Origin of the sequence: Halomonas huangheensis, assembly GCF_001431725.1 — a bacterium.
GTDB classification, from domain to species: domain Bacteria; phylum Pseudomonadota; class Gammaproteobacteria; order Pseudomonadales; family Halomonadaceae; genus Halomonas; species Halomonas huangheensis.
In genome coordinates this window covers 1,871,527-1,898,252 of record NZ_CP013106.1, presented here as the reverse complement: position 1 = coordinate 1,898,252, position 26,726 = coordinate 1,871,527, and the positions used below count along the sequence as shown (strand labels likewise).

Annotated in this window: 26 protein-coding genes; 6 read left to right on the top strand and 20 right to left on the bottom strand. The window is 58.8% G+C overall.

The window, feature by feature from the left end; genetic code table 11:
• Positions 1–16: 16 nt before the first annotated feature.
• The 14 genes from AR456_RS08500 to AR456_RS08435 all read right to left on the bottom strand — a co-directional run bounded on the left by AR456_RS08500 (position 17) and on the right by AR456_RS08435 (position 14,407).
• Positions 17–700 (bottom strand): urease accessory protein UreF, encoded by a 684-nt coding sequence (locus AR456_RS08500; RefSeq protein WP_021820999.1) that lies wholly within the window; start codon positions 698–700, stop codon positions 17–19.
• Positions 690–1,208: an urease accessory protein UreE gene (ureE, locus tag AR456_RS08495; protein ID WP_031208863.1), complete on the bottom strand. Its 519-nt coding sequence runs from the start codon at positions 1,206–1,208 to the stop codon at positions 690–692. The genes AR456_RS08500 and ureE overlap by 11 nt, the downstream gene beginning before the upstream one ends.
• 38 nt (positions 1,209–1,246) lie before the next feature.
• Positions 1,247–2,950 (bottom strand): urease subunit alpha, encoded by a 1,704-nt coding sequence (gene ureC, locus AR456_RS08490; protein ID WP_021820997.1) that lies wholly within the window; start codon positions 2,948–2,950, stop codon positions 1,247–1,249.
• A complete protein-coding gene (locus AR456_RS08485) occupies positions 2,947–3,276 on the bottom strand; it encodes an urease subunit beta (protein WP_021820996.1) in 330 nt (109 codons plus the stop codon). The genes ureC and AR456_RS08485 overlap by 4 nt, the downstream gene beginning before the upstream one ends.
• 139 nt (positions 3,277–3,415) lie before the next feature.
• Complete coding sequence (ureA, locus tag AR456_RS08480; protein WP_021820995.1) at positions 3,416–3,718, bottom strand: urease subunit gamma; 303 nt, start codon at positions 3,716–3,718, stop codon at positions 3,416–3,418.
• A gap of 100 nt (positions 3,719–3,818) precedes the next feature.
• The gene (locus AR456_RS08475) at positions 3,819–4,706 is read right to left on the bottom strand and encodes an urease accessory protein UreD (RefSeq protein WP_021820994.1); all 888 of its coding nucleotides are present in this window, start codon (positions 4,704–4,706) and stop codon (positions 3,819–3,821) included.
• 492 nt (positions 4,707–5,198) lie between these two features.
• A complete protein-coding gene (gene urtE, locus AR456_RS08470; RefSeq protein ID WP_021820993.1) occupies positions 5,199–5,897 on the bottom strand; it encodes an urea ABC transporter ATP-binding subunit UrtE in 699 nt (232 codons plus the stop codon).
• A complete protein-coding gene (gene urtD / locus AR456_RS08465) occupies positions 5,897–6,745 on the bottom strand; it encodes an urea ABC transporter ATP-binding protein UrtD (protein WP_021820992.1) in 849 nt (282 codons plus the stop codon). Before urtD ends, urtE begins: the two co-directional genes overlap by 1 nt.
• Positions 6,742–7,863 (bottom strand): urea ABC transporter permease subunit UrtC, encoded by a 1,122-nt coding sequence (urtC, locus tag AR456_RS08460; protein WP_021820991.1) that lies wholly within the window; start codon positions 7,861–7,863, stop codon positions 6,742–6,744. The genes urtD and urtC overlap by 4 nt, the downstream gene beginning before the upstream one ends.
• 2 nt (positions 7,864–7,865) lie before the next feature.
• Positions 7,866–9,497, bottom strand: coding sequence for an urea ABC transporter permease subunit UrtB (gene urtB, locus AR456_RS08455; RefSeq protein WP_021820990.1), 1,632 nt, complete (start codon positions 9,495–9,497; stop codon positions 7,866–7,868).
• Positions 9,498–9,612: 115 nt separating this feature from the next.
• On the bottom strand, positions 9,613–10,959 hold the full coding sequence (gene urtA, locus AR456_RS08450) for an urea ABC transporter substrate-binding protein (RefSeq protein WP_051995809.1): 1,347 nt from the start codon (positions 10,957–10,959) through the stop codon (positions 9,613–9,615).
• A 489-nt stretch (positions 10,960–11,448) separates the two neighbouring features.
• Positions 11,449–12,966, bottom strand: a complete 1,518-nt coding sequence (locus tag AR456_RS08445) for a tripartite tricarboxylate transporter permease (RefSeq protein WP_021820988.1) — start codon at positions 12,964–12,966, stop codon at positions 11,449–11,451.
• On the bottom strand, positions 12,966–13,421 hold the full coding sequence (locus AR456_RS08440; RefSeq protein WP_021820987.1) for a tripartite tricarboxylate transporter TctB family protein: 456 nt from the start codon (positions 13,419–13,421) through the stop codon (positions 12,966–12,968). The genes AR456_RS08445 and AR456_RS08440 overlap by 1 nt, the downstream gene beginning before the upstream one ends.
• A complete protein-coding gene (locus tag AR456_RS08435) occupies positions 13,418–14,407 on the bottom strand; it encodes a Bug family tripartite tricarboxylate transporter substrate binding protein (protein WP_021820986.1) in 990 nt (329 codons plus the stop codon). The genes AR456_RS08440 and AR456_RS08435 overlap by 4 nt, the downstream gene beginning before the upstream one ends.
• A 376-nt stretch (positions 14,408–14,783) precedes the next feature.
• On the opposite strand from AR456_RS08435, the gene AR456_RS08430 reads away from it, so the two are divergent.
• The 4 genes from AR456_RS08430 to AR456_RS08415 are packed head-to-tail and all read left to right on the top strand — an operon-like array spanning position 14,784 to position 18,524.
• Positions 14,784–15,395, top strand: a complete 612-nt coding sequence (locus tag AR456_RS08430; RefSeq protein WP_031208859.1) for a helix-turn-helix domain-containing protein — start codon at positions 14,784–14,786, stop codon at positions 15,393–15,395.
• A complete protein-coding gene (locus tag AR456_RS08425; protein WP_021820984.1) occupies positions 15,392–16,051 on the top strand; it encodes a response regulator transcription factor in 660 nt (219 codons plus the stop codon). The genes AR456_RS08430 and AR456_RS08425 overlap by 4 nt, the downstream gene beginning before the upstream one ends.
• Positions 16,048–17,448 carry a sensor histidine kinase gene (locus AR456_RS08420; RefSeq protein WP_021820983.1) on the top strand — a complete coding sequence of 467 codons (1,401 nt, stop codon included), beginning with the start codon at positions 16,048–16,050 and terminating at the stop codon, positions 17,446–17,448. Before AR456_RS08425 ends, AR456_RS08420 begins: the two co-directional genes overlap by 4 nt.
• Positions 17,448–18,524, top strand: a complete 1,077-nt coding sequence (locus AR456_RS08415) for an ABC transporter substrate-binding protein (protein WP_021820982.1) — start codon at positions 17,448–17,450, stop codon at positions 18,522–18,524. Before AR456_RS08420 ends, AR456_RS08415 begins: the two co-directional genes overlap by 1 nt.
• A gap of 220 nt (positions 18,525–18,744) precedes the next feature.
• On the opposite strand, the gene AR456_RS08410 is transcribed toward AR456_RS08415, so the two are convergent.
• The 5 genes from AR456_RS08410 to AR456_RS08390 form a co-directional block, all read right to left on the bottom strand.
• Positions 18,745–19,077, bottom strand: a complete 333-nt coding sequence (locus tag AR456_RS08410) for a septal ring lytic transglycosylase RlpA family protein (protein WP_051995807.1) — start codon at positions 19,075–19,077, stop codon at positions 18,745–18,747.
• 185 nt (positions 19,078–19,262) lie between these two features.
• Positions 19,263–20,099 (bottom strand): uroporphyrinogen-III C-methyltransferase, encoded by an 837-nt coding sequence (gene cobA, locus AR456_RS08405; protein WP_021820980.1) that lies wholly within the window; start codon positions 20,097–20,099, stop codon positions 19,263–19,265.
• Positions 20,100–20,346: 247 nt separating this feature from the next.
• Complete coding sequence (locus AR456_RS08400) at positions 20,347–21,825, bottom strand: sodium-dependent transporter (protein WP_031208858.1); 1,479 nt, start codon at positions 21,823–21,825, stop codon at positions 20,347–20,349.
• Positions 21,826–21,989: 164 nt separating this feature from the next.
• Entirely contained in the window at positions 21,990–23,078 is a 1,089-nt protein-coding gene (hppD, locus tag AR456_RS08395) for a 4-hydroxyphenylpyruvate dioxygenase (RefSeq protein WP_021820978.1), read from the bottom strand.
• Positions 23,079–23,353: 275 nt separating this feature from the next.
• Positions 23,354–23,962 carry a LysE/ArgO family amino acid transporter gene (locus AR456_RS08390; RefSeq protein ID WP_031208856.1) on the bottom strand — a complete coding sequence of 203 codons (609 nt, stop codon included), beginning with the start codon at positions 23,960–23,962 and terminating at the stop codon, positions 23,354–23,356.
• Between the two features lie 184 nt (positions 23,963–24,146).
• Between AR456_RS08390 and AR456_RS08385 the strand changes: the two genes are divergently transcribed.
• Positions 24,147–25,037: a LysR family transcriptional regulator ArgP gene (locus AR456_RS08385; RefSeq protein WP_021820976.1), complete on the top strand. Its 891-nt coding sequence runs from the start codon at positions 24,147–24,149 to the stop codon at positions 25,035–25,037.
• Between the two features lie 32 nt (positions 25,038–25,069).
• Here AR456_RS08385 and AR456_RS08380 read toward each other — a convergent pair whose 3' ends face one another.
• Positions 25,070–25,375, bottom strand: coding sequence for an MTH1187 family thiamine-binding protein (locus tag AR456_RS08380; protein ID WP_021820975.1), 306 nt, complete (start codon positions 25,373–25,375; stop codon positions 25,070–25,072).
• 157 nt (positions 25,376–25,532) lie between these two features.
• Here AR456_RS08380 and cfa point away from each other — a divergent pair, with 157 nt between their 5' ends.
• Positions 25,533–26,684, top strand: coding sequence for a cyclopropane fatty acyl phospholipid synthase (gene cfa, locus AR456_RS08375; RefSeq protein WP_021820974.1), 1,152 nt, complete (start codon positions 25,533–25,535; stop codon positions 26,682–26,684).
• Positions 26,685–26,726: the final 42 nt, after the last annotated feature.

Sequence of the window (26,726 nt, the reverse complement as noted above, 5' to 3'; positions counted from 1 at the left end):
CTCTCGAAGACGAGACTCAACTGCGAAACAGACGCGAGTACTGGGTTTCGTGTTTCGCACTGGCCAATGCCAGCCCCGGCAATGCCGGACCGAGCTGGTCATCCTCGAGTACCAGTGCCTGGTCGATACAGCGGATCAACTCCGGTCGCAGACGCTCCACCAGACGCTGGGCTGCGGTATGCCCCAGAGGCATGGCCTTGCAGGCCACCGCCAGCTGGTTCTCCAGCCAGTTCCAGGTGAAGCCCAGTAGTGCCTGGCGTGTTTCGATACCGCGAATCACCGCTACCGCGGAAAAGGCCGTGGTATAGCCCGCTCCCGGTGGTAGTGTCGGCTGTTCCGGCCACAGGCCGAGGCTATTGATCAGACGCTTCAGAGATGCGCCCAACTGCCGCTCTTCCTCGGCCAACTCACGGGACTCACGACAGGCGGCCAGCCAGCGGTCCCAGTGCACCAGCGCCACCTCATCGCCCCGCTGCCACGCCTCCATCAGCCTGGCCATGACCGGCAGCTCGGCGTGCCCGGGGCCATCCTCGAGCACCCCCTCCAGCCAATCGCCAAGGCTCTGTTCATCGCAGACCCAGCCAAGCTCCAGCGCACTTTCCAGCCCCTGGGACCAGGCAAAGCCACCAATCGGCAAGGCCGGGCTGACCAACTGCAGCAGCCCGAGCAGCGCCAGGTCGGGATGGGCTTCAGTGGGCATGGTGATGCTCGTGCCCATCATCGTGGCTGTACTCGTGATGGTGTCCATTGGCATGGCCATGGGAGTGACCAGCCATGCTGTAGGCGCCCGGCTCTGGATCAAAAGGGGCCTGATGGTGAGTCAGCTCGGCGCCGAGGCGTACCGCCAGATCTTCCAACACATGGTCTGGAGAGAACCGTACCCAGGCGCCCTGCTCATCCTCACCGATGCCGAGGGTGACGTGGCGATTGCCCAGGTGGTAACAGAGTCGCGCCAACGGCAGTCCCGGTTCGACTCGTGCGGTCACTACAGGCTCAGGCGCGGCAGTCACTCGGACCCGGACCCCCTCGCCCTGCAAACCGTCGCCATCACGTAGCACCGGGCCACGATCGAGAAACAGACCCGCAGCACGTCCACTGTCGAGCTGGACGCGCAGGCGCCCTTTGATACGGTCGTCATAGCTGAGGGTCAGCGTGTCCTCGGCCGCCTCTGCGGCAATAGGGCCGAGCCGTTCGGTGAGATTCAACAGGCTTGTCATGGCAGCTTTCCTTTCTTCGGGAACCACGGCTAGAAGAGGTGATAACGCTGCGCCAGCGGCAGCGTATCCAGTGGTTCGCAACTCAACAGTTCGCCATCGCAGATCACTTCGTATGTCTGCGGGTCGACGCTGAGCTGCGGACAGCGATCATTGAGTTTCATGTCCTGCTTGCGTACGCCACGCACCCCTCGACAAGCCACCAGACGACTCTCCAGACCCAGCCGCTCCTTGATGCCGGCAGCCAACGCTGCCTGGCTGACAAAGCTCACCCGAGTGGCACTGGCTGCCTTGCCCAGTGCTCCGAACATGGGCCGGTAGTGCACCGGCTGTGGGGTGGGAATCGAGGCATTGGCGTCGCCCATCGGCGCCATGGCAATCATGCCACCCTTGATCACAAGCGCCGGCTTGACGCCGAAGAAGGCCGGGTTCCACAACACCAGATCGGCCAGTTTCCCGACCTCAACCGACCCCACCTCATCGGCAATCCCATGGGTAATGGCGGGATTGATGGTGTACTTGGCGATATAACGTCGGGCGCGCAGATTATCGGCACCCAGTGCTTCATCCTCGGCCAGCAGACCACGCTGGATCTTCATCTTGTGTGCGGTCTGCCAGGTCCGGCAGATCACCTCTCCTATCCGCCCCATGGCCTGGGAATCAGAGGAGATCATCGAGATCACGCCGAGGTCCTGGAGAATATCCTCTGCGGCAATGGTCTCTCGACGAATTCTAGAATCGGCAAAGGCAACATCCTCGGGGATGTTGGGATCGAGGTGGTGGCAGACCATCAGCATATCGAGATGCTCATCGATGGTGTTCACCGTGTACGGGCGAGTCGGGTTGGTCGAGGACGGCAGCACATAGTCTTTCGCACAGGCGGTGATGATATCGGGAGCATGTCCACCACCAGCGCCCTCGGTGTGATAGGTATGGATGCCGCGTTCCTTGAACGCCGCCAGCGTATCCTCGACGAAGCCGGATTCATTGAGGGTGTCGGTGTGGATCGCAATCTGAACATCGTAGCGCTCCGCCACCGACAGACAGTTATCGATGGAAGCCGGCGTGGTACCCCAGTCCTCATGCAGTTTGAGGCCCATGGCACCTGCCTCGAGCTGGCTCTCCAGGCCTTGAGGAAGACTGGCATTGCCCTTGCCCAGCAGGCCGATATTCATCGGTAGTGCGTCACAGGCCTTGAGCATCTGGTGAATATGCCAGGCCCCCGGTGTACAGGTAGTGGCCTTCGATCCAGTGGCTGGCCCCGTACCGCCCCCCAGCATGGTAGTGATACCACTGGCCAGCGCCTCTTCAACCAACTGCGGGCAAATAAAATGCACATGGGCATCGATGGCGCCGGCGGTCAGGATATGGCCCTCACCGGCGATGACCTCGGTACCCGGGCCAATCACGATCTCGACACCGGGCTGGGTGTCCGGGTTACCAGCCTTGCCAATAGCCGCGATGCGACCAGCCTTCACGCCCACATCTGCCTTGACGATGCCCCACCAATCGAGGATCAGGGCGTTGGTGATCACCGTGTCCATGACCTCGGCATCATGGCGCTGGCTCTGGCCCATGCCATCACGTATTACCTTGCCACCACCGAACTTGACCTCTTCGCCATACAACGTCGAATCACGCTCGACCTCGATCCACAGTTCGGTATCGCCCAACCGCACCCGATCGCCGACTGTGGGTCCATACATATCGGCGTAAGCTTGACGAGAGATCTTCATTGGTCGTCTCCTCGTCCATCTTCCAGGCTACCCATGACATCGCCACGAAAGCCGTAGATATGCCGACGGCCAACGAACGGTATCAGCGTAACCACGCGCGTCTGCCCTGGTTCGAAGCGAATCGCCGTACCTGCGGCGATATCAAGACGCTGCCCGCGCGCTGCCTCTCGATCGAACCGGAGCGCTGGATTGGCCTCGGCAAAGTGGTAGTGAGAGCCAACCTGGATCGGCCGATCTCCGCGATTGGCGACCTCTAACGTCAGGCGTGGACGCCCTTCACATAGCTGAATATCATCGGGTTGCAGTTGGTATTCACCGGGTATCATCAGTGTTTCCCCATTCGTCAGGTACTGGTTCCTGAAGCTACTGGCTCCCACGCGAAGTGGCAGGACTATGCATGATTCAAGAGCCCTGACTCAGGAAGCGTGTTTCACGACGCGTAGCCAGAATTCTGGATGCGGCTGTTCAGGTGATGGGGTTATGTACGGTCACCAACTTGGTACCGTCCGGAAACGTCGCCTCAACCTGCACCTCGTCGACCATCTCGGCCACACCGTCCATGACATCATCGCGGGTCAGGATGCGCCGTCCTTCGCTCATCATCTCGGCCACCGAGCGGCCATCACGGGCACCTTCCATGATCTCGCAACTGATCAAGGCCACCGCTTCGGGATAGTTGAGCTTGAGTCCCCGGGCCCGCCGGCGCTCAGCCAGCAATCCCGCGGTAAACAGCAGCAGCTTGTCCTTGTCTCTGGGCGTCAGCTCCATCGCGTATATCCCCTGTGTTCGAATACGTTATTCATCGCTTCCTGACCCACTCCTTTCCTGCAACCGGTTTTTCCTCCAACGTGCACTGCCTTCCACATACTCAGGTTCGCCAGATACGCGGAATACAAGCAGGCTGTTGAGCGAGTTTCGGGCGCAACAGGTGCCAGGCCTCTTCCAGCAGCTGCCAGGCGTCGCCGCGCGAGTCACCGAGATAACGCAACAACAGCACATCGTGCCGCCAGGTAACCGCCCAGCATTGGTGTGCCTCGAGCCGCTCTCGCAACCATTCGACTGCCGCCTGGCCATCCTCCAGCCCAACGGCCCAGAGCGTTGCCTGAACGCCATGACCTCGCTGACCCCAGCTACCCCGAAAACGCCGATGAGTCGGGTCCAGTGGCTGCCTTTCAATCCATAACGGCATCCCGTCACGGACAATCGTGAAATGCTGCTCCAGGCGACCAGAGACAAACGGCAGTTGGCTGGCCGGTCGCCCCAACGCCAACAGTTCCCAACCCAGGCAACGTGCGCTGCCGGACAGCTCGATTCGCGTCCGCTGACATCCTCGCGAGCCATCGAAAGCAATCGTTTCCTGGGGTAGCCACTCGAGCAGTCCGTCGTCGTCGACCTGGAGCAGAGTGTCCTGCTGCCATGCCACTCCATTGCGGTCGGCACGATAGAGCTTATTGGCTGCAGGCGTGGTCAGTAACGTGCGCCCCCCCGATTCCACACGGGCTTCGATACGCAGGGCATCACCACTGACCAGGCCTCCGGGTGGGTGCAATAGATAGACGTGACAGGATCCGTTCGGACCCTCTGGATAGAATGGACGCTGGACACGTAGCGGCCCGTGGTGGCGCATATCACGCATGCGCGTCACGCCATCTCTGGCAACAAATCCCAATTGCAGAGAAGCGTCCCAGCGCCTCAGGTCATCGAAACGGTGTCCTGAAACATCCAACGACTGGCGTGACCAAGGCTGTGACAGCATGGATGCTGATGGCACGGGCCTTGATGTCATGGGCTTTGATGACACGGGCTGTGGCGGTCGTTGCTGCGCAGTCATATGACTCCTGATTCATGACCGGAGTCCCGACACCTGCCTGCTTGTACGCAGCCGAGAGGTGTGACTCCATGCCCAGTTGCGGTGCAACGCCCGTACCAGATTGGAAAACAAACAATTTTATTGTTTAATATCAATTATATATAGTTATACCAGACAACATTTCCTGCACAGAGAATTGCCACAACAGCACCAGCAAGGTGCGAGACGGCACATGCCGCACCAACATAGAGCACCGCGCTCCTGCCCCTTGAGGCTACTGGGGGCGATGTGACGAAGTCGCCGAGCAGGATGAAACACAACGAGACTGGAGCGCGCAGCCGCAGCATCTGAGTGATATATGAGGATTGATACCGGGCTGGCACACCAGCACCACGGGATGCCGTGATTCGCCTGCTCAAGCAGTTGTTCAGACCGCTCCTAGACCGTCAGATACTGCTTGACCACCTCATCATCCAACTCGGCTATCCGACTCCCGGCGACGCGTCGCCCGCGATCAAGAATCACGAAATGGTCAGCGTAGCGTCGCGCAAAAGGCAGTTTCTGCTCGACCAACAGCACCGTCAGCCCGTCTTCGGCAATCAGTTGGCGAATCACCTCGCCGATACGAGTCACGATATTGGGCTGAATCCCCTCTCCTGGCTCGTCAAGAATCAGTAACCGCGGCTCCAGCACCAGAGCACGGCCAATGGCCAATTGTTGCTGCTGGCCACCGGAAAGGTCGCCGCCACGGCGATGACGCATCTCCTTGAGCACCGGAAACAGTTCGAAGATGCGCTCAGGCACATGGCGAACCTTGTCGCGACGTGCAGCCAGTCCGGTGCGAAGGTTCTCCTCCACCGTCAGCATCGGAAATATCTGCCTTCCTTGCGGGACATAGCCGATGCCCAGCCGAGAGCGCGCTTCAAGACGCTCGCGTTCGAGGGCAATCCCGCCATCGAAGCGTATCTGGCCTTTCTGTATCGCGACCTCACCCATGATCGCTTTCATCAGTGTGGTCTTGCCGACACCATTGCGGCCGAGGACGCAGGTACACCTCCCCCTGGGCACCTCCAGATCGAGATCCCAAAGCGTATGGCTCTCGCCATGGAATTGGTCCAGCCCCTTGATACTGAGCATCAGGCAACCTCCTCTTCACCACCCAGATAGACGTCGATGACCCGGGGATCACTGGAGACGCTATCCATACTGCCTTCGGCCAGCACTTGCCCCTGATGTAGCACCGTTACGGTGCGCGCAATGGAGCGCACAAATCCCATGTCATGTTCCACCACGACCACCGAGTGACGCCCCGCAAGTCCGGTCAACAGCTCAGCGGTGCGTTCCATCTCCTGCTCAGTCATCCCGGCGACGGGCTCGTCGACCAGCAACAGGCGCGGTCGTTGCATCAACAACATGCCAATCTCCAGCCACTGTTTCTGACCATGAGACAGAATGCCCGCCTGGCGCTGCCGCAGCTCGACCAGACCAATGGTTGCCAACACCTCATCGATTCGCTCGCGCACCTCCGTGGTCAGCCGTGCGCGCAGCGTCGGCCATAACCCCTTATCCATAGCCATCGCCAGTTCAAGATTCTCGAATACACTCAGTGCCTCGAACACCGTCGGTTTCTGGAACTTGCGCCCGATGCCCAGGCGGGCGATTTCGGGCTCATTCATGTTGAGAAGGTTGTGTCGGCTGCCAAACCACACACTGCCGGTATCCGGACGTGTCTTGCCGGTAATGATGTCCATCATGGTGGTCTTGCCGGCCCCATTGGGGCCGATGATGCAGCGCAGCTCACCATCATCGATGGTCAGGTTGAGGTTATTGATCGCCTTGAAGCCATCAAAGCTGACCGAGACGTCCTCCAGGTAGAGAATGGGGCCATGACGGACATCGACCGGAGACTCCTCGGGCACCAGAAAGTCAAAGACTCGGTCGCGGGCGGTCAAATTCTGCAACAACGGACTGTTCAGCAAGTTCATGCGTGGGCCTCCCCTGCGACTGACGGTTTATCCCGAGATGGGCGAAGACGACGTCGAAAGAGACCAGCGATGCCGTTGGGCAACATCACCGTCACGAGGACAAAGAGCGCCCCCAGCGCAAACAGCCAGGCCTCTGGCATTACGCCGGTGAACACACTCTTGGCATAATTGACCGCCAGCGCGCCGATCACTGCGCCATACAGGGTGGCGCGACCGCCCAAGGCAACCCAGACCACGATCTCGATAGAGAACAGCGGTGAAAATTCACTGGGGTTGATGATCCCGACCTGTGGCACATAAAGCGCGCCGGCGACCCCGGCGAGCATTGCCGAAACGACAAATACAAACAGCTGGTAGCGCTCCACCCGGTAGCCGAGAAAACGCGTGCGAGACTCGGCATCACGTACCGCAACACAGACCCGCCCCAGCTTGCTGGCAACAATGGCTCGACACAGAACATACCCCAGCGCCAGTGCAACGCCCGAGGCAATGAACAGACCTAGGCGGGTCGATGTCGAGGTGAGGTTGAAGCCCAACAGATCCTTGAAGTCCGTCAGGCCATTGTTGCCACCGAACCCCATTTCATTGCGAAAGAACGCCAGCATCAACGCAAAGGTCAGCGCCTGGGTGATGATCGACAGATACACGCCGGTAACCCGTGAGCGGAATGCCAGGAAACCGAACACCAACGCCAATATCCCTGGCGCCAACAGCACCAGGACGAAGGCAAACCATGCCATATCGAAGCCCTGCCAGTACCACGGCAATGACTCCCAATCGAGAAACACCATGAAATCCGGCATCACCGGATCGCCATAGACGCCACGATCACCTATCTGGCGCATCAGGTACATGCCCATGGCGTAACCGCCCAGCGCAAAGAAGGCGCCATGTCCGAGACTTAGAATGCCCAGATACCCCCAAACCAGATCTACCGCCACCGCCAGTAGCGCATAGCACAGATACTTACCAAGCAAGGTAACGGTATAAGTCGAGACATGCAGTGCATGCCCAGAGGGCAGCCAAAGGTTGCTGGCCACTACCAGCGCCGTCACTGCAACCAATACAGCAACAAAGATCAGGGTCGAGCGTTCATTGAAAGGTCTGGTCAGCCACATGCTCAACCCTCCGCGGCACGGCCCTTCTGCGGAAAGAGTCCGCGCGGGCGTTTCTGGATAAACAGGATGATGAAGATCAGCACCAGGATCTTGGCCAGCACCGCACCAGCCCAGGGCTCAAGGATCTGATTGATGACGCCGAGTGACAGCCCAGCCACCAGCGTGCCCCACAGGTTGCCGACGCCACCGAAGACCACCACCATGAAAGAGTCGATGATGTAGTTCTGGCCCAGATTGGGGCCAACATTGGTCAATTGGGAAAGCGCCACTCCGGCCAGGCCTGCTACCCCGGAGCCAAGCGCAAAGGTCAGGATATCGACCCGCGTGGCGCGGATGCCCATGGCACGAGCCATAGCGCGATTCTGAGTCACCGCACGCACCTCCAGGCCCAGACGAGTGCGCCTCATGACCAGCATCAGAGCCGCGAATACCAGCAATGCAAAGCCCAGCACATAGAGACGGTTGAGGGTCAGCGACAGGCCCTCATTGATCATCAGCGAACCGCTCATCCACTCTGGTGTGGTGACACTGCGGTTGAGAGGAGAGATGACGGTACGTACCAGCTGCTGAAGAATCAGGCTGACACCGAACGTCGCCAGCAGGGTTTCCAACGGTCGTCCCTTGAGGAACTGAATCACGCTACGCTCGATAGCCACACCGACCAATGCCGCCACCAGGAAGCCTGCGGGAATCGATAGCAACAGCGCGAGGCCCGGCTGCCCCGGCATCAGCTGTTGCATGGCCCAGGTGGTGTAGGCTCCCAGCATGATCAGTTCACCGTGTGCCATGTTGATCACGCCCATCACGCCGAAAGTGATAGCGAGGCCAATCGCCGCCAGCACCAGCACCGACCCCAGCGACAAGCCGAAGTACAGCGTTTCCGCAGCGCTATTGAGCTTGAGCCGCTGATCTATCCCCGCCAATGCGTCCGATGCGGCTGCAGCCAACTGCGAATCGTTACTGCGAGCAGCCTGACTCAGAGCGGCGCGCACTCGCGCATCCAGACTTCCGGAAAGCACTTCGATGGCGTTGACATCACCCTGGCCAAGGCGCTGGATTGCAACAGCCTGCGCCAGTGTTTCAGCAATCCGTTTATCGGTTTCCTCAGCGAGCAGCCGCTCGATGGGTTCCAGACTAGCGGCATCCACCTCCCCCACCAGGTTTCGCGCTGCGGCCAGGCGCGCACGAGGGTCCTCGACGCGTAAGTCGAACAGCGCCAGGGTGCTGGCCAGGTAACCGCGCAACGCATTATTGATGCGGAGACGGTCAAGCTCACGACGCGACACTTCGCCGGCCGCCTCGAAGGTCAGAGCATCAGCGACTGGCCATTCGCGTCCACGATTCTCCAACACAATGACGAAGCCACTGCCATCCTTGAGACGCTGCAATTTACCGTCGGCGAGACTCTCCAACCACCGACGACTGCGGTCATCGCCACTGGCGACGATCCTGTCGATAACATTCTGCTTGTCGCGATAGTCGGCCTCGCTCAATTCCGTGAGCAGAACCGTCCCCGCGTCCGGACTCTCGACGGAGGAATCATTGGTCTGCGCCGCTGCGATACCGACGCTCAGCCACATCAGTCCGGCCAGCACCAGGCCGGTGAGCCCGCTTCGAGCGGATAACATGCGCATGGTCAGTTCCTGTTGCAGCCAATCTGCCGACTGAATCAAACGAAAAATCGATGCCGACAGCTGGCGGGAAACGTGAGCCGGTGCCCTGCAGGGCACCGGAGTGGCAGTGGCCGGATTACTGGCTGGCAACGGCTTCTGATGAGCCAGCTCCACAACGACCGTCGACGACGTTGTAGTTTCCGCAGCGCATCGGGGCACGCCAGTCACTGATCAAGTCCCGCGAGCCCGGCAGGAAATCCGACCACGCATCTCCAGCCACGGTGGAAGGTGTCTCCCAGACCACCGAGAACTGACCGTTATCCTGAATCTCACCGATCAATACCGGCTTGGTGATGTGATGGTTGGGCATCATGGTGGCGTAGCCGCCGGTCAAGTTGGGTACGCTGACACCGATGATGGCATCCTTGACCGCATCGACTTCGGTGGTCCCCGCCTTACGGACCGCTTCGAGCCACATGTTGAAGCCGATGTAGTGCGCTTCCATCGGGTCGTTGGTGACTGCCTCATCATCGCCGGTATAGTCATACCAGGCGTCGATGAAATCGTAGTTGGCGTCATCGTCGACGCTCATGAAGTAATTCCATGCCGCCAGGTGGCCTACCAACGGTGCCGTATCAATACCTGACAGTTCCTGTTCGCCCACCGAGAACGCGACCACCGGAATGTCGGCAGCATCCACCCCCTGATTGGCCAGTTCCCGGTAGAACGGCACATTGGCATCGCCGTTGATGGTAGAGACCACTGCGGTCTTCTTGCCCGCCGAGCCAAACTCCTTGATCTCGGAGACGATGTTCTGCCAATCGGAATGCCCGAATGGCGTGTAATTGACCATGATGTCGTCGTCGCTGACACCATTGGCACTCAGATAGGCTTCGAGAATACGGTTGGTAGTACGTGGATAGACATAGTCAGTACCCGCCAGTACCCAACGCTCGACGCCAACTTCGTTCATTAGATAGTCGACCGCAGGTATCGCCTGCTGATTGGGCGCTGCCCCGGTATAAAAGACATTCTCGGAAGACTCCTCGCCTTCATACTGCACTGGGTAGAACAGCAGTCCATTCAGCTCCTCGACGACGGGCAATACCGACTTGCGCGATACCGATGTCCAGTTGCCGAAGATCACATCCACCTCATCCTGAGCCAGCAGCTCGCGAGCCTTCTCGGCAAACAGCGGCCAGTTGGAAGCCGGATCGACCACCACGGGCTCGAGCTGCCGACCGAGCAGACCACCTTCAGCATTCTGCTGTTCGATCAACATCAGCATGGTGTCCTTGAGGGTCGACTCACTGATCGCCATCGTACCGGTCAGCGAATGCAGGATACCGACCTTGATCGGCTCGTCCTGCTGCTGGGCAATTGCCGTAGCGGAAAGACTCAGTGCCAACGTCGACAGCGCAAGGCTGCCGACCAGGCGGTGAACGAAAGGACGGCAGGAATCAGGTTCAAGAGTGCGGCTCATGAAGACCTCCAGCAGGTATCGGCTTCTGCGATCATTGTTGTCATGCATCGCGCGAAGCGCGCGATGTTCACGGTTACGGTTCAAGCAGCGTGCGTACGAATAAAGGGCACGTACGGATAAAGAGCGAATACGGATAACGCGCTGGCGTACAGGTATGTAAGGACGCAACCCACTACCGTCCATCAACTCTTCTGCAATACCCGGTTGCAATACCCGTGCCATATAAGCGCAGAACGCCTGCCCCGACAGTGCATCACCGACACCCCGCGGCCCGCTTCAGCCGAGCTGACGAGGAGTCGCACCAATACATGGCAGGATGAAGGACAAACAACCGCAAGACCTGCACCAGCGCAGTGAGCGAAACCGGTGCAACACGAAAAAGGGCACCATGATGGTGCCCCGAAAGGAGATGGGTTGCTGAGCCGCAGCCCTGTTTATACCAGCCCTGTCTATATGGAATGACGGGCTTGAATGTGGTGCGCGATCGGATCAGTCGCCCGTCGCTCCCGTCTTGATCTGCATGCGCTTGCGCAGGATCGGCCCGATGATATAAGGCAGCACCAGTCCCAGAATGGCGAAGGCCCACAGGCCAATTGCCAGGCCGCTGCTCCACAGGATCGTCCAGTCGCCGTCGGAAATATCCATGGCGTGACGCAGGTTCTTCTCCATCTCCGGGCCCAACAGCAGCCCAAGAATCACCGGAACCAGCGGGATTTCCAGCTTGCGCAGGATGTAACCGGCGAAGCCGAAGGCGACCATGAAGTACAGATCGAAGGTGGTATTGCTGATCGAGTAGATCCCGACGAATGCCACCATGGTCACGATCGGCAACAGAAACATCGGCGGCACCGACAGCAACCGGACAAACAACCCAACCAGCGGGATGTTGAGTACCAGCAGCAGGAAGTTACCAATCAGCAGCGCAGCAATGACGCCCCACACGATGTCGGCATGCTGGGTGAACATCAACGGACCCGGCGTGATGTTCTGGGAGATCAACAGCGCCAGTAGTACTGCCGTGGTGCCACTACCTGGTACACCCAGCGTCAGCATCGGTACCAATGCACCACTGGACGCGCCATTGTTGCCCGCCTCCGGGGCTGCCACGCCGCGCGGGTCACCGGTGCCGAATTGTCCCTTGTCACCGAGAATCTTCTTTTCCAGCGTATAGCTGATGAAACTGCCCAGTGATGCGCCAGCCCCTGGCAATACACCGGCAATGAAGCCCAGCACACTGCCGCGCAGACTGGTCGGCAGAATCGCCACGATGTCCTTGAAGCTCAGCTTGAGACCATTGACCTTGATGGTCTTGTGGCCTTTGCCGGCACGCTCTTCGATGAAGGTCAGCAGCTCGGAAATAGCGAACAGACCAACGATCACGATAATGAAGTCCACACCCTCGTAGAGCTCGAGCACGCCGAAGGTGTAGCGCTGCACACCGGTATTGTCGATGCCCACGGTGGCAATCATCAGGCCAAGACAGGCTGCAATCACGGTTTTCACCGGATTCTTGCCGGTAATCCCGCCGAGAGTGGCGAAGGCCAGCAGGAAGAGCGCGAAGTACTCGGCAGGACCAAAGGTCAAGGCAAAGTCAGCCAGGATCGGCGCCAGCAGAATCAGACCAATCGTCGCGATCAGGCTGCCGATAAAGGAAGCAATCGCCGAAATCGCCAGCGCCTCGGCGGCCTTGCCCTTCTGGGCCATCGGGTAGCCGTCGAGGCAGGTCATCATCGCCGGTTCATCACCGGGAATATTGAGCAGGATCGACGAAATGCGTCCGCCGTACATGGCACCGGCGTAAACCGAGGTCAGCATGATCAGCGAAGTATCTGCGCGCAGGCCCAGAGTGAAGGCCAGTGGAATCAGGATCGCCACACCGTTTGCCGGGCCGAGGCCGGGCAAGGCGCCAATCAGGGTGCCGAGGAAGGCCCCCAATAGCGCGAACATCAGGTTTTCCGGCGCCAGAGCGACACCGAAACCGTCAATCAGAAAGCCAAGCGTTTCCATCAACCCACCTCCAGGAACGACAGCAGACCCAGCGGCAGAGGTAGGTCAAGCGCAAAGTCGAAGATCAGGAACACCACCACACCCGCGACGGCACCAGTCACATAGGCCTTGACCGGACGAGCTCCCATGCGCCAGCACAGCGTGCCCACCGCCAGCGTGGTACTGATGATGAAGCCCAACGGCTCAAGGGCCGCGGCGTAAAGGGCCAGCACCACCAGTGCAATGATCAACTCAATACCGGTGCGGCTCCATGGCCAGGAGTGATCCGGGTCAGGGCGTACCAACAGGTACAGACTCGAAACTCCCAGCACTACGGCAAGTAGATGCGGGAAAGTCTCAGGCCCAACGACCTCACTGCCACCGAAGGGCACCGGAAACTGGGAAGCGGCCCAGCCGTACGCGACGGCCAGGACGATCAACAGGATGCCGAAAAAGCGGTCGTTGAAATAACTCATTGCTGGATCAGCCCGATGTCTTTGGACAGCTGATTGATGTCTTCAATCTGATCCTTGACGAAGGTCTCGAATTCACCCGCGCTCATATGGAACGGCATCAAACCATTGTTCTGCATGACGGCTTGCCATTCTTCGCTCTCATAGATGGTATCCATGGCATCAACCCAATACTGCCTGGCCTCATCGGAAATATCCGTAGGCATATAGAAGCCGCGCCAGTTGGGACCGACTGCATCGATACCCTGCTCTTTAGCAGTAGGAATTTCGCTGAAATCACCCGGCAGGCGCTCATCGGACAGCACTGCAATAATGCGCAGATCACCGGATTCCCAGAAACCTTGTGCTTCAGTGATATCGCCAGTGAAGGCATCGACATGACCACCGACTACCTGAGTCATGGCCTCACCGCCGTTGTTGTACGACAGGTAAGGAATGCGCGGCAGGTTATCGACGCCAGCGGCCTGGGCGGCAATCAGCACCTTGAGATGATCCCAGCCACCTTTGGCACTACCACCGGCAAACTTCACCGCACGCGGGTCTTCCTTGATGGCATCCATCAGGTCATTGAGGTTCTGATACTCAGAGTCGGCGCTCACAGCGATAACCCCATAATCGGCACCTAGAGCACCCACCCAGTTGACCATGTCAGCATCCATGCCCGGGAACTGCCCCTGGGCAAGGCGTGTGGTAGTGGCAGTGGAAGCAGCAACCAGCAGCTGTTCATCACCAGCGCGCTTGCTCACCACGTGGGCATAGGCCACACCACCGCCAGCACCTGCCATGTTGACGGTCTGCACACTACGCGGCACCAGATCCAGATCTTCGAGTACGGTGCCGACACTGCGGCAGGTGAAGTCCCAGCCGCCACCCGGATCAGCCGGGGCAAGACATTCGACCTTACCAGAAGGCTCGAAGGCAAAAGCCGTTGAAGTTCCTGCCGTCAGAGCGACGACAGCAAGCAATTTGAGTGGCGTATTGTTGGACATGGATGAGTCCCCTCTTGTTGTCAAAGCAAATGTTGCCAAAGCGAGTGTTGCCAAAGCGAGTGTTGCCAGAGCGAATGTTGTCAGAGCAACAGCCATTTCTGGAACGGCCGACTGTTGTTGATCGTATCGTTGATGATGTTGTTGATGGCCTTGTGTGCTGTTGATGGCCTTGTGGCGTAGCGGCCCAATGTTGGCGGTGGATCATCACCACACCACTTGCGGAATCCTTACGCTCACCTTACAATTCTGTAAGGCAGAACATCATTCCTTAGAACAGAAAGCTAATCCGCTGTTCGCTGTTGGTCAACGCGGATATACATAATCAAGACCAAAGTTGTATGCAGGCCGCCAGGTCATTGCCGATGGGAGAAGGCGCGTGGCACAGGACAGAGTGGAAGCCGTCGAGCGGGCATTGACTGTGCTCGAAACCTTTGATTCGAGAAAAGAAAGTTTCAGTCTTGCCGAGCTCGCTCAAGCCACCGGGTACTACAAGAGTACCCTGCTGCGATTGCTCGGATCGCTGGAGCGTTTTGACTATACCCGCCGTGGTGAGGATGGCCGCTGGCGCATGGGGGGCACGCCGTTACGTTTGGCACGTCGCCACCCTCCCAGCCGTGATCTGGCGCTGCGTGTACAACCCGTGCTCGATAAACTGGCCAGGCAATCGGGTGAAACCGCAAGCCTGCTGGAAGTGAGCGATGGTGGAGTGCTGTGCAGTCTAGTGGCGTTACCACCCGACCAGGCGCTGCGCCACGACCTGACACCGGGCACGCAATGGTCCTGCCAGTCTGTCCATGACCCGCAGCTCAGGATGGCAGGAGGCGAGATGCTCTGCCAACAGCTGGACGGAGGTGATGCCCTTGCCCCGGACCTGTGGCTGGCCCTATCGGGTCCTGCCGGGCGTCTGGAGAGTACCGACTGTGTCAGGCTACTGAAGACAGCCACTCACCAATTGCATCAGGGGGCGTCCCCGGGAGATGACCTATGACCATACTGCTGGTCGAGGACGATCGTCTATTGGCGGACACTCTGGTCGATGCCTTGCGTCACGGCGGCCATGATATCGAACACCTGGACCACGGAGACCGGGCCTACGACGCTCTCCGTAACGCACATGGGCATGAGTTGGTACTGCTGGACCTCAACCTTCCGGGACGTGGAGGCCTGGAAATTCTCGAGGCCCTACGCCGCCACGATCGTGCCACCCCTGTATTGATACTGACTGCACGCGGAGCCATCGAGGATCGCGTGCGCGGGCTCGACCTCGGCGCTGACGACTATCTTGCCAAACCGTTTTCGCTGGAGGAACTCGAAGCGCGAGTGCGTGCCCTGCTGCGTCGCCATACTCCCAGCAACTTGCTGAGCGTCGGGCCGCTGATCTTCGACAGCATGGCTCAACGCTTCAGTCTCGATGGCCAACCACTGGCCTTACCACCCAGAGAACAACGATTACTGGCATGCCTGATGCGCCACGCCGGACAGCCTGTCGACAAGGCCACTCTGGCCAGGGAAGCCTTTGCCGAGGAGGAGTTCGGAGACAACGCCATCGAGGTCTACATCCACCGCCTGCGTAAACGGCTCAGCACCCACGACGTTCAACTGCGTACGGTACGTGGTCTTGGCTACCTGCTGGAAGCGTCATGACGGTCCGCGACTCCCTGCATCGCCGCCTGTTGATCTGGATGTTGTTGCCAATGCTCGCGGTTGGCTCACTGGTACTCTGGCAGGCCTGGATAGATGCCCGACGCACCGCTGACACCGCTTTTGATCGTCTGCTTGAAGCCGCTTCACTGGCGATTTCCGAGGAAGTGCAGTGGCAGGATGATCGTCTGTGGCTGGATCTGCCACCAGCGGCACTGGAAATGATCGCGACCCAGAATGACGAACGCGTGTTCTACACCCTGGTTGACGCTCAGGGGCACCAGGTGACCGGCAACGCGCCACTGCCCGGCGATCCTCGTCCCGATCAACGTGATGGCGATACGCTGCTGTATCGCGATATCCAGCTGCAGGGCATGGCGCTGCGTCAGGGCGTACGCCGTTCACGACTCGAGGACTGGAGGGTCCGCGAAACCTTCGAAGTTCGCGTAGCTCATACCCGAGAAGGCCGCGACGCCCTCAGCTGGGCACTGTTTCGGCAAAGTGTCGCCTATATGCTGGCATTGGCAGTCCTGACCCTCGCCGCTCTCATGATCGCAGTTCGCTTTGCCCTGGCTCCGCTCACTCGGCTACGCCGGCAGATCCGGGCCCGCGACCCACGCACCTTACAACCCCTGGAACTGAAGCTCCCTCGCGAGCTTGCTGAACTACGCGATACCCTCAATGAATTACTGGCCCGTATGCGTCGAGTAAAAGCCAACCAGGAACGTTTTATCGGCGATGCTTCCCACCAGTTGCGCACTCCAATGACAGGCCTATCGGCTCGTGCCGAGCTGGCCCTGCGACAGGATAACCCCGAGGTATGGCGTGAAGCGCTGGTTGCCATGCAGGCCACCAGCACCAAAGCCTCGCGGCTGGCAATACAGCTATTGTCACTGACGCGCCTGGATAACCCGGAGTACCAGCCCGAACTGGTACCGACTGATCTCAACGCCATCGCCCGTGAAGCGGTACGAGAACACTGGCAGCGGTGCCACCGCCGCAATGTCGACCTGGGACTCGAAGCATGTGACGAGGATGTCTGGGTGCAAGGCCTCGATTGGCAATTGGCCGAGGCGCTCGCCAACCTGATTGATAACGCCTGCACATACGGCGCCGACCAGGTCACCATCCGGGTCAATGCCTCGCCCCCCCGCCTGTGTGTCGAGGATGATGGTCCCGGCATCCCACCACAGCAACGTTTGCTGGCGCTACGCCCCTTCCATCGTGGACAACAGCACGGCGATGGTTCCGGCCTTGGATTGGCCATCGTTGATGGCATCAGCCGGAGCCACGGCGCGCGGCTCAGACTGCTGGCCGCCCGGCAACAGCCCACACCGGGCCTGATGGTCTGTCTGGAGTTTCCCGCCCCTCCAGTCGCAAGCTCCACGGAGGATCGATAATGATACGCTGCCTGTTGGCGCTGTTGATCTGGGGACAGTCGCTGATGGTCGCTGCCGTGGAAGAGTTCCACCTTGAGGCAACCGTCGAGCCTTCGTCTCCGCTGGTCATCCATGCTGCCTTCGACCTGCCCTACGCACGCCCTCTGCTGGAGGATTTCCACCGCCGCTATCCTCAGTACGACGTCACCTATCGCAACCTGACGACTCTAGCGCTCCATGAACGATTCCTTGCCAGTCCAGACGAACCAGATGTTGTGATGTCTTCGGCAATGCCGTGGCAATACCGACTGGTCAATGACGGCAACGCCCAATCCATCATCACCCCAAATGCCAGGAGCTGGCCGAGCTGGGCCAAGTGGCGTCAGGAGCTGTTTGCCTTCACCTTCGAGCCAATCGTCATGGTCGTCAATCGAGAGGCAGAGGAACGCTTTGGGACCATCAACAGCCATGCAGACCTGTTGAACATGGTTTCCCGGCATAGTGATGCCCTACGCGGACGTATCGTGACCTACGATCCCGTCGCCAGCGGTGCGGGCTATACCTATGCCATCGAGGAGTCACGGCTCTCGCCTCGTTACTGGGACCTGATCGCGGCGTTGGGAAGCGCTGATACTCAGCTGGTCGGAACCACTGGAGAAATGCTCGACGGGTTACATGACGGCCGTTTTCTGATCGGATACAACCTGCTGGGGAGCTATGTCCGCAAGAGCGTCGAAGCCGCCCCGGGATTGCGCTGGGTCATTCCCGACGACTATGCGCTGGTCATCCAGCGGCTGGCATTCGTACCACAACTCGCGCCGAATCCTGGCGCGGCACGACGCTTCATCGACTACCTGCTCAGCCTGGAGGGACAAGGAGTCCTTGCCGATGAAGGTGATATCGCCGCCCTGCATCCACAGTTGAACGGGCCGGGCACCGCCACCGCGCTGCAGCGCCGATATGCTGAGGGCCTCAGACCCATGCCTCTGAGCCCAGCACTATTGGCCACTCTCGACGACCTAAAGCGCCGCGCCATGTTGAGTCGCTGGCAACGGGAATTCTCTGGCGATTTGATCGGCGAGCCGGATAGCCCATAAGCTGGGTGGAGCACTGGTCCGGGAGTATGGATGACTGAGAATCGACACCGGCTCGGGATCACTATAGATACGGATCGACTCAATTCCGGAAAATGCATAATTCCGGAAAATGGATACAGAAACACCTCCGAGCCCCGAAAGGGGTCGGAGGTGTGGTAGAGGACGGATCCTCATCGTACCTGTGGGTCTGACTACTGTAGTCCCTGCTCGCCGAACGGCTTCAGGGCAGATAGGTCAGGCGCACTGGCGCGGTGCCTCGGCTCACCATGCCCAGCTCTCGGGCGGCACTCTTGGACAGATCAATGATACGCCCCTTGACGAAGGGCCCGCGGTCGTTGATCTCGACTTCCACCGACTGACCGGTATCCTCACGGGTGACCAGTACCTTGGTACCGAAAGGCAGACTACGATGCGCTGCAGTCAAGGCCCGTTGATCGAAGGAATCCCCGCTCGCGGTGGTGCGCCCCTGGAAGCGGTCGGCGTAGAAAGACGCACGCCCGTCCTGGGTCTCGATTTTCATCACATCCACTTCTTCTCCGCTAGCCTGCGCCATTGCAGAAGAGAGAGGAGCCGTCAATAGCAAACCAAGGGTCACAATGGCGACGGCAACAGTGCCACGCGGTGCATATACGCACCGAAAAACGTTCTTCATTCACTCACCTCATGTCGACTTGACGTCGTGTCATGGGGGCCTGGCGCTTATCCACTGGTAAAGACCACCAGCGTTATCCCGAGTCTCTACTCGGATGGCGAAGGATGCTTGCCTTGCATCCACCCACTGCTCCCTGCGCGCTCATTATCAAACCAGGCCAGTTTCTTGTGCAGTGCAACTACACTGCCGACAATTATCAACGTGGGCGGCTGAATATTATCCTGCTCCTTGAGAAGCGGCAAATCAGCAATTGTGGAAATATGCACCTTCTGTCGCCTGGTGGTGCCCTGCTCAACCAATGCTGCCGGAGTTTGTGGCGAAAGGCCGTGCTGGATCAATCGTTGCCCGATGATATCAATCGTGCCCAGCCCCATATAGAAAACCAGTGTCTGCCCGGGAGTTGCGAGGGTCGGCCAGTCGAGATCACAACTCCCCTGTTTGAGGTGTCCGGTGATGAAGCGCACCGATTGAGCATGATCACGATGGGTCAGCGGAATACCAGCGTAGGCACCACAACCTGATGCCGCCGTAATCCCGGGAACCACTTCAACCATGACTCCGACTTCAGCCAGGGTCTCGAGTTCCTCACCGCCGCGGCCAAAAATGAACGGGTCACCGCCCTTGAGACGAACAACCCGCTTGCCCTGCCGAGCCCAGTCGACCAACGCCTGGTTGATATCCTCTTGTGGCACGCTGTGATTGGCACTCGCCTTGCCGACATACAGCAGTTCCGCATGATCCGGCACCAGATCAAGAATTTCCTGACTGACCAGGCGGTCATGCAAGACCACATCGGCCTCACGCAAACGGCGCCAGGCCTTGAGTGTCAGCAACTCCGGGTCGCCGGGGCCAGCACCGACCAGGCACACCAGACCAGCGGGAAAGCCAGAAGAAGTCGGCAGAGACGCCTGATGAGGGACCATCGGTAACTCCAGCAACGGCCGCATTCCGGGCGGCTCGCGACAATCGATCAATCGTTGAGGTGGGTCAATCAGCACCTATGCAACTGACTGACTCGGAAAAGCCGAATTATGCCATAAAGGCATTAAAACCAGTAGCGCTTATGACTCAAACCGTATATCCCTCGCCGATAGATATCCATGAAGACAAGAGCGCCGCGTCTCCAGGAGATCGCGGCGCTCTTGATGGCAGCTCAGAACCACTTCAGTTTCAGCGGTCCGTTCCAGCTCCTGATTGACACAGGTGACGCAGGCGCGGACTAGCCAACTCCCCCAGCACCATGATCACCACCAGCACCGCGAGCAGAATCGGCCAATGCGTCGAGAAGTTGACACTCGCGACGCCCAGAGCATTGATGAAGATCACCAGAATGCCCAACGGGCTGACATAACGCACCATGAACAGCCACAGTGCATAGACGCGCGGCGAGACGGCCAGCTCATCACGCATGACATGCTTGTTGAGCACAAACCCGGCCAACACCACCATGCCCAGGCCACCCAGCGGCATCATCAGCCTCGAGGTCAGGTAATCCAGCCAATCGAAGAAGTGCATACCCAGCAGGGTCCATTCGGCACCGACGTTGAAAGACAGCATTGCCAGAGTACTGATCAGCCACAATACGACGCCTGTTCCCCAGGATGCCGCACGGCGGCTGATGCCGGCATTATCGGTCAGCCACGAAATGGTGGCTTCCACCATCGAGATCGACGACGTCAGCGCGGCCATCGCCAGCATGACGAAGAACAATGTGCCGAACAGTTGGCCAAATGGCATCGCCTGGAAGGCCAACGGTAGACTCATGAAAATCAGTCCCGGACCACTATTGGGTTCCATGCCATTGGCAAAGATAGCCGGGAAGATAGCCAGGCCCGCCATCAACGCCACTAACGTATCGGCCACTGCTACGGTAAGGGTTGTACGCGCAATGGATGCACGACGCGGAAGATAGCTACCGTAGGTGAGGATGGCCCCCGATGCCAGCGATAGCGTAAAGAATGCATGGCCCATCGCTGCCAGCATCCCTTCGCTACTCAGATTCGAGGCATTGAAGGCAAACAGGAAGTTCACCGCAGCGGAGAAACCACCCGAGAACATGCCGTAGATGATCATGATCAGCAACATCACCACCATGCCTGGCATCATCCAGCTGGTGCTGCGCTCGATCCCGCCTTGCACGCCCTTGCCAACGATGACCATGGTCAGCACGGTGACCAGCGTACTCCAACCACCGAGGTTCCAGGGGTTGGCGTTGTTGGCACCAAAGATCGCCGCCATATCATCAACGCTGGTGCCTGCCAGGCCACCAGAGAGCATCTTCCACAGATAGGAGAATGACCAACCGGCGACAACCACATAGAAGCACAGGATCATGAAGCCGCACAGCATCGCCATCCAGCCCAGAGCAGACCATAGCGAGGTACGTCCAGATTCCTTGACGAGACGCCTGAAGGCATCGACAGGGCTGCCCCGACCGCGACGACCGAAGGCAATCTCGCTCATCATCACCGGTACCCCGACCGAGAGAATGCAGACGAGATAGACCAGCACGAAGGCACCGCCTCCGTATTCGCCAGTCATGTACGGGAATTTCCAGATATTACCTAGCCCGACCGCAGAGCCGGTCGCAGCCATTACAAAGCCCCAGCGCCCAAGCCATTGGGTACGGGAAGGATCATTGTTCGTCATGTGAGAGGTCGCTTTCGCTTGTTTTGGTCGCCAGCGGCGCGATAAAGGGCGCTATTGTGACGGATTTTATTGGAAATGGGCAGACCACTGACAAATTGTTGTATTTCAGGGGCCAGCGGCCTGCCGTGGCACCACCTCAGGGCGCCTGGTGAATGCTGTGCGGATCAATCGTCCTTGAGCACACCGCGACGAATCTGGTCTTCCTCGATGGATTCGAACAATGCCTTGAAGTTACCTTCTCCAAAGCCATCATTGCCCTTGCGCTGAATGATCTCGAAGAAGATCGGGCCAATCACGGTTTCGGTAAATATCTGCAGCAGCACGCCCTGATCAGGCCCGCCGTCAACCAGCAGACTGAGCTCGCGTAGATCCTCTACGTTCTCTTCATGGTTGGGTACCCGAGCATCGACGCGCTCGTAATAGGTATCCGGAGTCGACAGGAAGGTAATGCCATTGGCTCTCAGCGCGCGCACAGTGGCGTAGATATCGTCCGTCGCCATTGCCAGGTGCTGGATGCCCTCACCATTATATTCACGAATGAATTCAGCGATCTGCGAATTGTCATCGGCGGATTCATTGATCGGGATATGCATCTTGCCGCAGGGAGCGGTCATGGCGCGGGAATGCAAGCCAGTCTTCTTGCCTTCGATGTCGAAGTAACGGTTCTCGCGGAAGTTGGCAATGCGCGTATAAAAATTCGCCCATGGATCCATCTGACCACGCTCAACATTGTGGGTCAGGTGATCCAGTATCTGCAGGCCGACACTGTTGTCCTGCGCGCTGGTGCCCGGAATCGGCTCGAAGTCGATATCGTAGATGGTACGGCCATCGCCATCGACCTTGTGATCGACAAAGTACAGCAAGGAACCACCGATACCCTGAACCGCAGGAATACCGACCTCTCCTTCGGCAACAGGGTTCGCCACCTCAGTAGCACCGTTGGCAATGGCATGATCCAGTGCCTGTCGAGCATCTGCCACCTTCCAGGCCATCGCACAGGCGCCAGGACCGTGCACGCGTGCGAACTCCGTCGCATGGCTACCCGGCTCGGCGTTGAGCACAAAGTTGACATCTTCCTGCTGGAACAAACTCACCTGCTTGCTGCGGTGACGACGAGTCTCGGTGAAGCCCATGGCAATGAACAGCTGGCGCAGTGCTTCGATGCCCTCCGCTGTCGGCGCACTGTACTCGACAAACTCGAAGCCATTGGTACCAATCGGATTGTGAGTATTGATGGGGGCAGCCGCGGTCATGGTGTTACTCCATATTGTGCTTATCGGATAGGGTTGAAGATTCTCCACGGAAGCGCACACACAGCACCTCCGTGATCCCCTCAAGTGCTTTCAGCCTAGGGCGATTCCCTTGACGCAGGAATCACCACAAAGCCGGGAGGCCCCTATCCACCGCCCGCTGTTCGCGCTGCCCATGTAGTGTTTTCCTTACACTTGCTGCCGATGCGGGCCCGGCGCGTAATGTTTTCCTTACAACGCGTCACGTTAACCTGACACTTGCACGACAACCCAGGCACTCAACCAAGCTCCATCCGCAACAACTGAACCGCGACAACCACCATTATCACCGCAATCACACCATCGATAACCTGCCAGGCACGTGGACTTGCCAGGCGCGGCGCGAGAAACCCCGCGGCGCCGACCAGTGCGAAGAACCAGCAGAACGAGGCGAAGGTCGCGCCGAGATAGAAGCCCAGCGGATCCTGCTGAAGAGAACCGATCGATCCCAGCATCACCAACGTATCCAGATAGACCTGGGGGTTCAGCAGCGTGACCGCCAGCGTGGCCACGATGACCTGCCCACGTGCAGGACGCCGCCGAGAAACCTCCGCCTTCAACCCATCCGGTTGGCGCATACGTTGCACTGCCAGCCATGCCTGCCACAACAGGAACGCAGCCCCTCCATAGCTGGCCAGTTGCATTGCCAGCTCGCTGCGCGAAATCAACGCTCCAAGCCCCAGCACGCCCAGCCCGATCAACAAGGCATCACAGAGTGCGCAAACCCAGGCCACGTGCCAGGCATGCTCGCCCCGCAGCCCTCGATCGAGTACGAAGGCATTCTGCGCGCCAATTGCCACAATCAGCGCTCCTCCGGTTCCCATACCCTGCATTACCGACATCCACATGCAGTCTTCCCCCGTGATCCAAACGATTAATCTCAGGCTTGAACACTCAAGCCCAAGCTTGAACGGCTGACCGCCTTCAACAACAGAGCGCGCTTCAGCAAGCCACACGCTACTGATGACGCAGACTGAGGGATGCGCTTAAATAAGAAAAACAAATATTCAAACTGATACATCAGGAATTCTTATGCTGGATTACAAACTGCTGGAAGCCTTGGGTGCGGTAATGCATCACCAAGGATTCGAGCGTGCCGCTCGCCACCTGGGCCTGACCCAGTCAGCGGTATCGCAACGTATCAAGTTACTCGAAGCTCGGCTGGGGCAACCGGTTCTGGTTCGCGGCAACGTTCCTGAGGCCACCGACCTTGGACGACGACTGCTCAATCATGTCCAGCAGGTGCAACTGCTCGAGGAAGAACTGACGACATCTCTGCCGCAATTCGCGGGGACGGAGCGTCACCTGCGCGTGGCCATCAACGCCGACAGCATCTCTACCTGGTGGCCAGAGGCGATGGGCACCTTCATGCGCGACCACCCGATGACTCTTGACCTTGTGATAGAGGACCAGGATGTTGGTCTACAGCGCATGCGTCATGGCGAAGTCGCTGCCTGTTTATGTGCCAGCCAGCAACCCGTGCAAGGCACTCGTGTGGTAGCACTGGGAAAGATGCGTTACCGCTCGCTGGCCCACCCCGAGTTCGTGAAACGGTACCTCCCCGATGGCCCGACTGCGAAGGACCTGGCACGCTCACCAGCCATCGTTTTCGATCTCAACGACCAACTTCAGCACCGCTGCCTGGCAGAATTCGGCATCGCTGGGCCCTTCCCGCATCACTTTTGTGCTTCAACCGAAGGGTTCATCCAACTGGTTCGAGCCGGTATCGGCTGGGGCATGATGCCCGAGCTACAGGTCGCCAACCTGATTGAAACGGGAGAACTCGTCGACCTGGTACCAGGCTATTACCTCGATGTGCCTCTTTACTGGCACTACTGGCGACTGGGCGGCGAGTCCCTCGACGCCCTCGCTCGCCACCTGGAACGCGAAGCCCGTCGCGTGCTGGTTCAAGACGACGTCTGAAGCCCTCGGGCCCTGCCATCAGATGTTCTGTATCAGGTCTGCTGCATCCGCTGTCGAACACTATCAACCTTGTCCTGCATGGACTGATGGCGATCGGTCCGCGTACCGAGCTTGAGCGTGGTGGTAATCCGTGGAGCGCCCATTTCATGAACCCGCTCATGACAGCGTTTGACCACCGCCATCACCTCATCCCATGGGCCTTCGATGTTAGTGCCATAGGCATGCATCTGGTGTTGCAAGCCGGATGCCTCGATCTCATGCTGGCAGGCCGTGACATGCTCGGATACCGAAACCCCGACCCCAAGAGGAACAACACAAAGGTCAACGATTACCTGCATAACGATAAGCCTCCAAATTATTCAGTCTGAACTATGCCGATTCAGGATTACTGATCTAAGCTGATAGCTGGTATATGCAGAGGATAGCGCTACCGAGGCACTTCGCCCACCAGTGGCGCTGCAGATATTGTCGCCGTGTACGGACACCGGAGGCTCCATGACCAGCGACTCCCGCCCCCACCCTATCGCGCTGCCCGACACCCGTGCTCGTCGAGTTGTGGAGCGCCTGCTTGAAGGTTCTGGCGTCGGGCTCAACGGCTCTTCCCCTGAGGATATCAAGGTCTATCATCCGGACCTGTTTTCACGAATATTGCGCCAGGGCACTCTCGGGTTGGGCGAAGCCTATATGGATGGCTGGTGGGAAGCCGAGCGCATCGACAAGCTCGCCCACCGCCTGCTGATTCATGGCCTTGGTGAGCGCGCCCATACCAACTCGGAACGCCTCATGTATCGTCTACAGGCCGGCTTGTTCAATCTGCAGAGCAAGGCCCGCGCCTGGATTGTCGGAGAGGCCCATTACGACATGGGCAACGATCTCTTCGAACGCATGCTCGATCCAACCATGTGCTACTCCTGCGGTTACTGGAAAGAAGCCAGCAACCTGCATGAAGCTCAACTGGCCAAGCTCGAGCTGGCCTGCCGCAAGCTACAGCTTCGCCCCGGTATGACGCTACTCGACATCGGTTGTGGCTGGGGTAGCATGGCGGAACACGCGGCACGCCATCACGGCGTCAAGGTCACGGGTATCACGATCTCGAAGGAGCAGGCAAAGCTGGCTCAGGAGCGCTGTCAGGGTTTGCCAGTGGATATCCAACTGACCGACTATCGCGATCTGGAAGGCTGTTATGACCGCATCGTGTCGATCGGTATGTTCGAGCATGTCGGACAGCGTAACTATGACAGCTATTTCGCCACCATCGATCGACTGCTGGCCGATGACGGCACCTTCCTGTTGCATACCATCGGCGCCAACAGCTCTCATATCTCTGCCGACCCATGGATCAATCGCTATATCTTCCCCAATGGTGTGCTGCCCTCGATGCGCCAGATCGCCGAAGCAAGCGAAGAACGACTGATCACCGAGGACTGGCAGAACTTCGGCCCAGACTATGACCGGACTCTGCTGGCGTGGCTGGATAACCTCGATACCCATTGGTACCAGATCGCCCATCATTACGATGAGCGCACCTACCGAATGTTCCGCTACTACCTATCGGTGTGCGCAGGCGCCTTCCGAGCACGTAATATACAACTGTGGCAAGCCGTGTTCTCACGCGGCTTGCCCAATCGCTACGACGCGCCGCGCTAGGTCGTCAAACCAGAAACTCCGAGCAGCGATCTGATCTGTTCA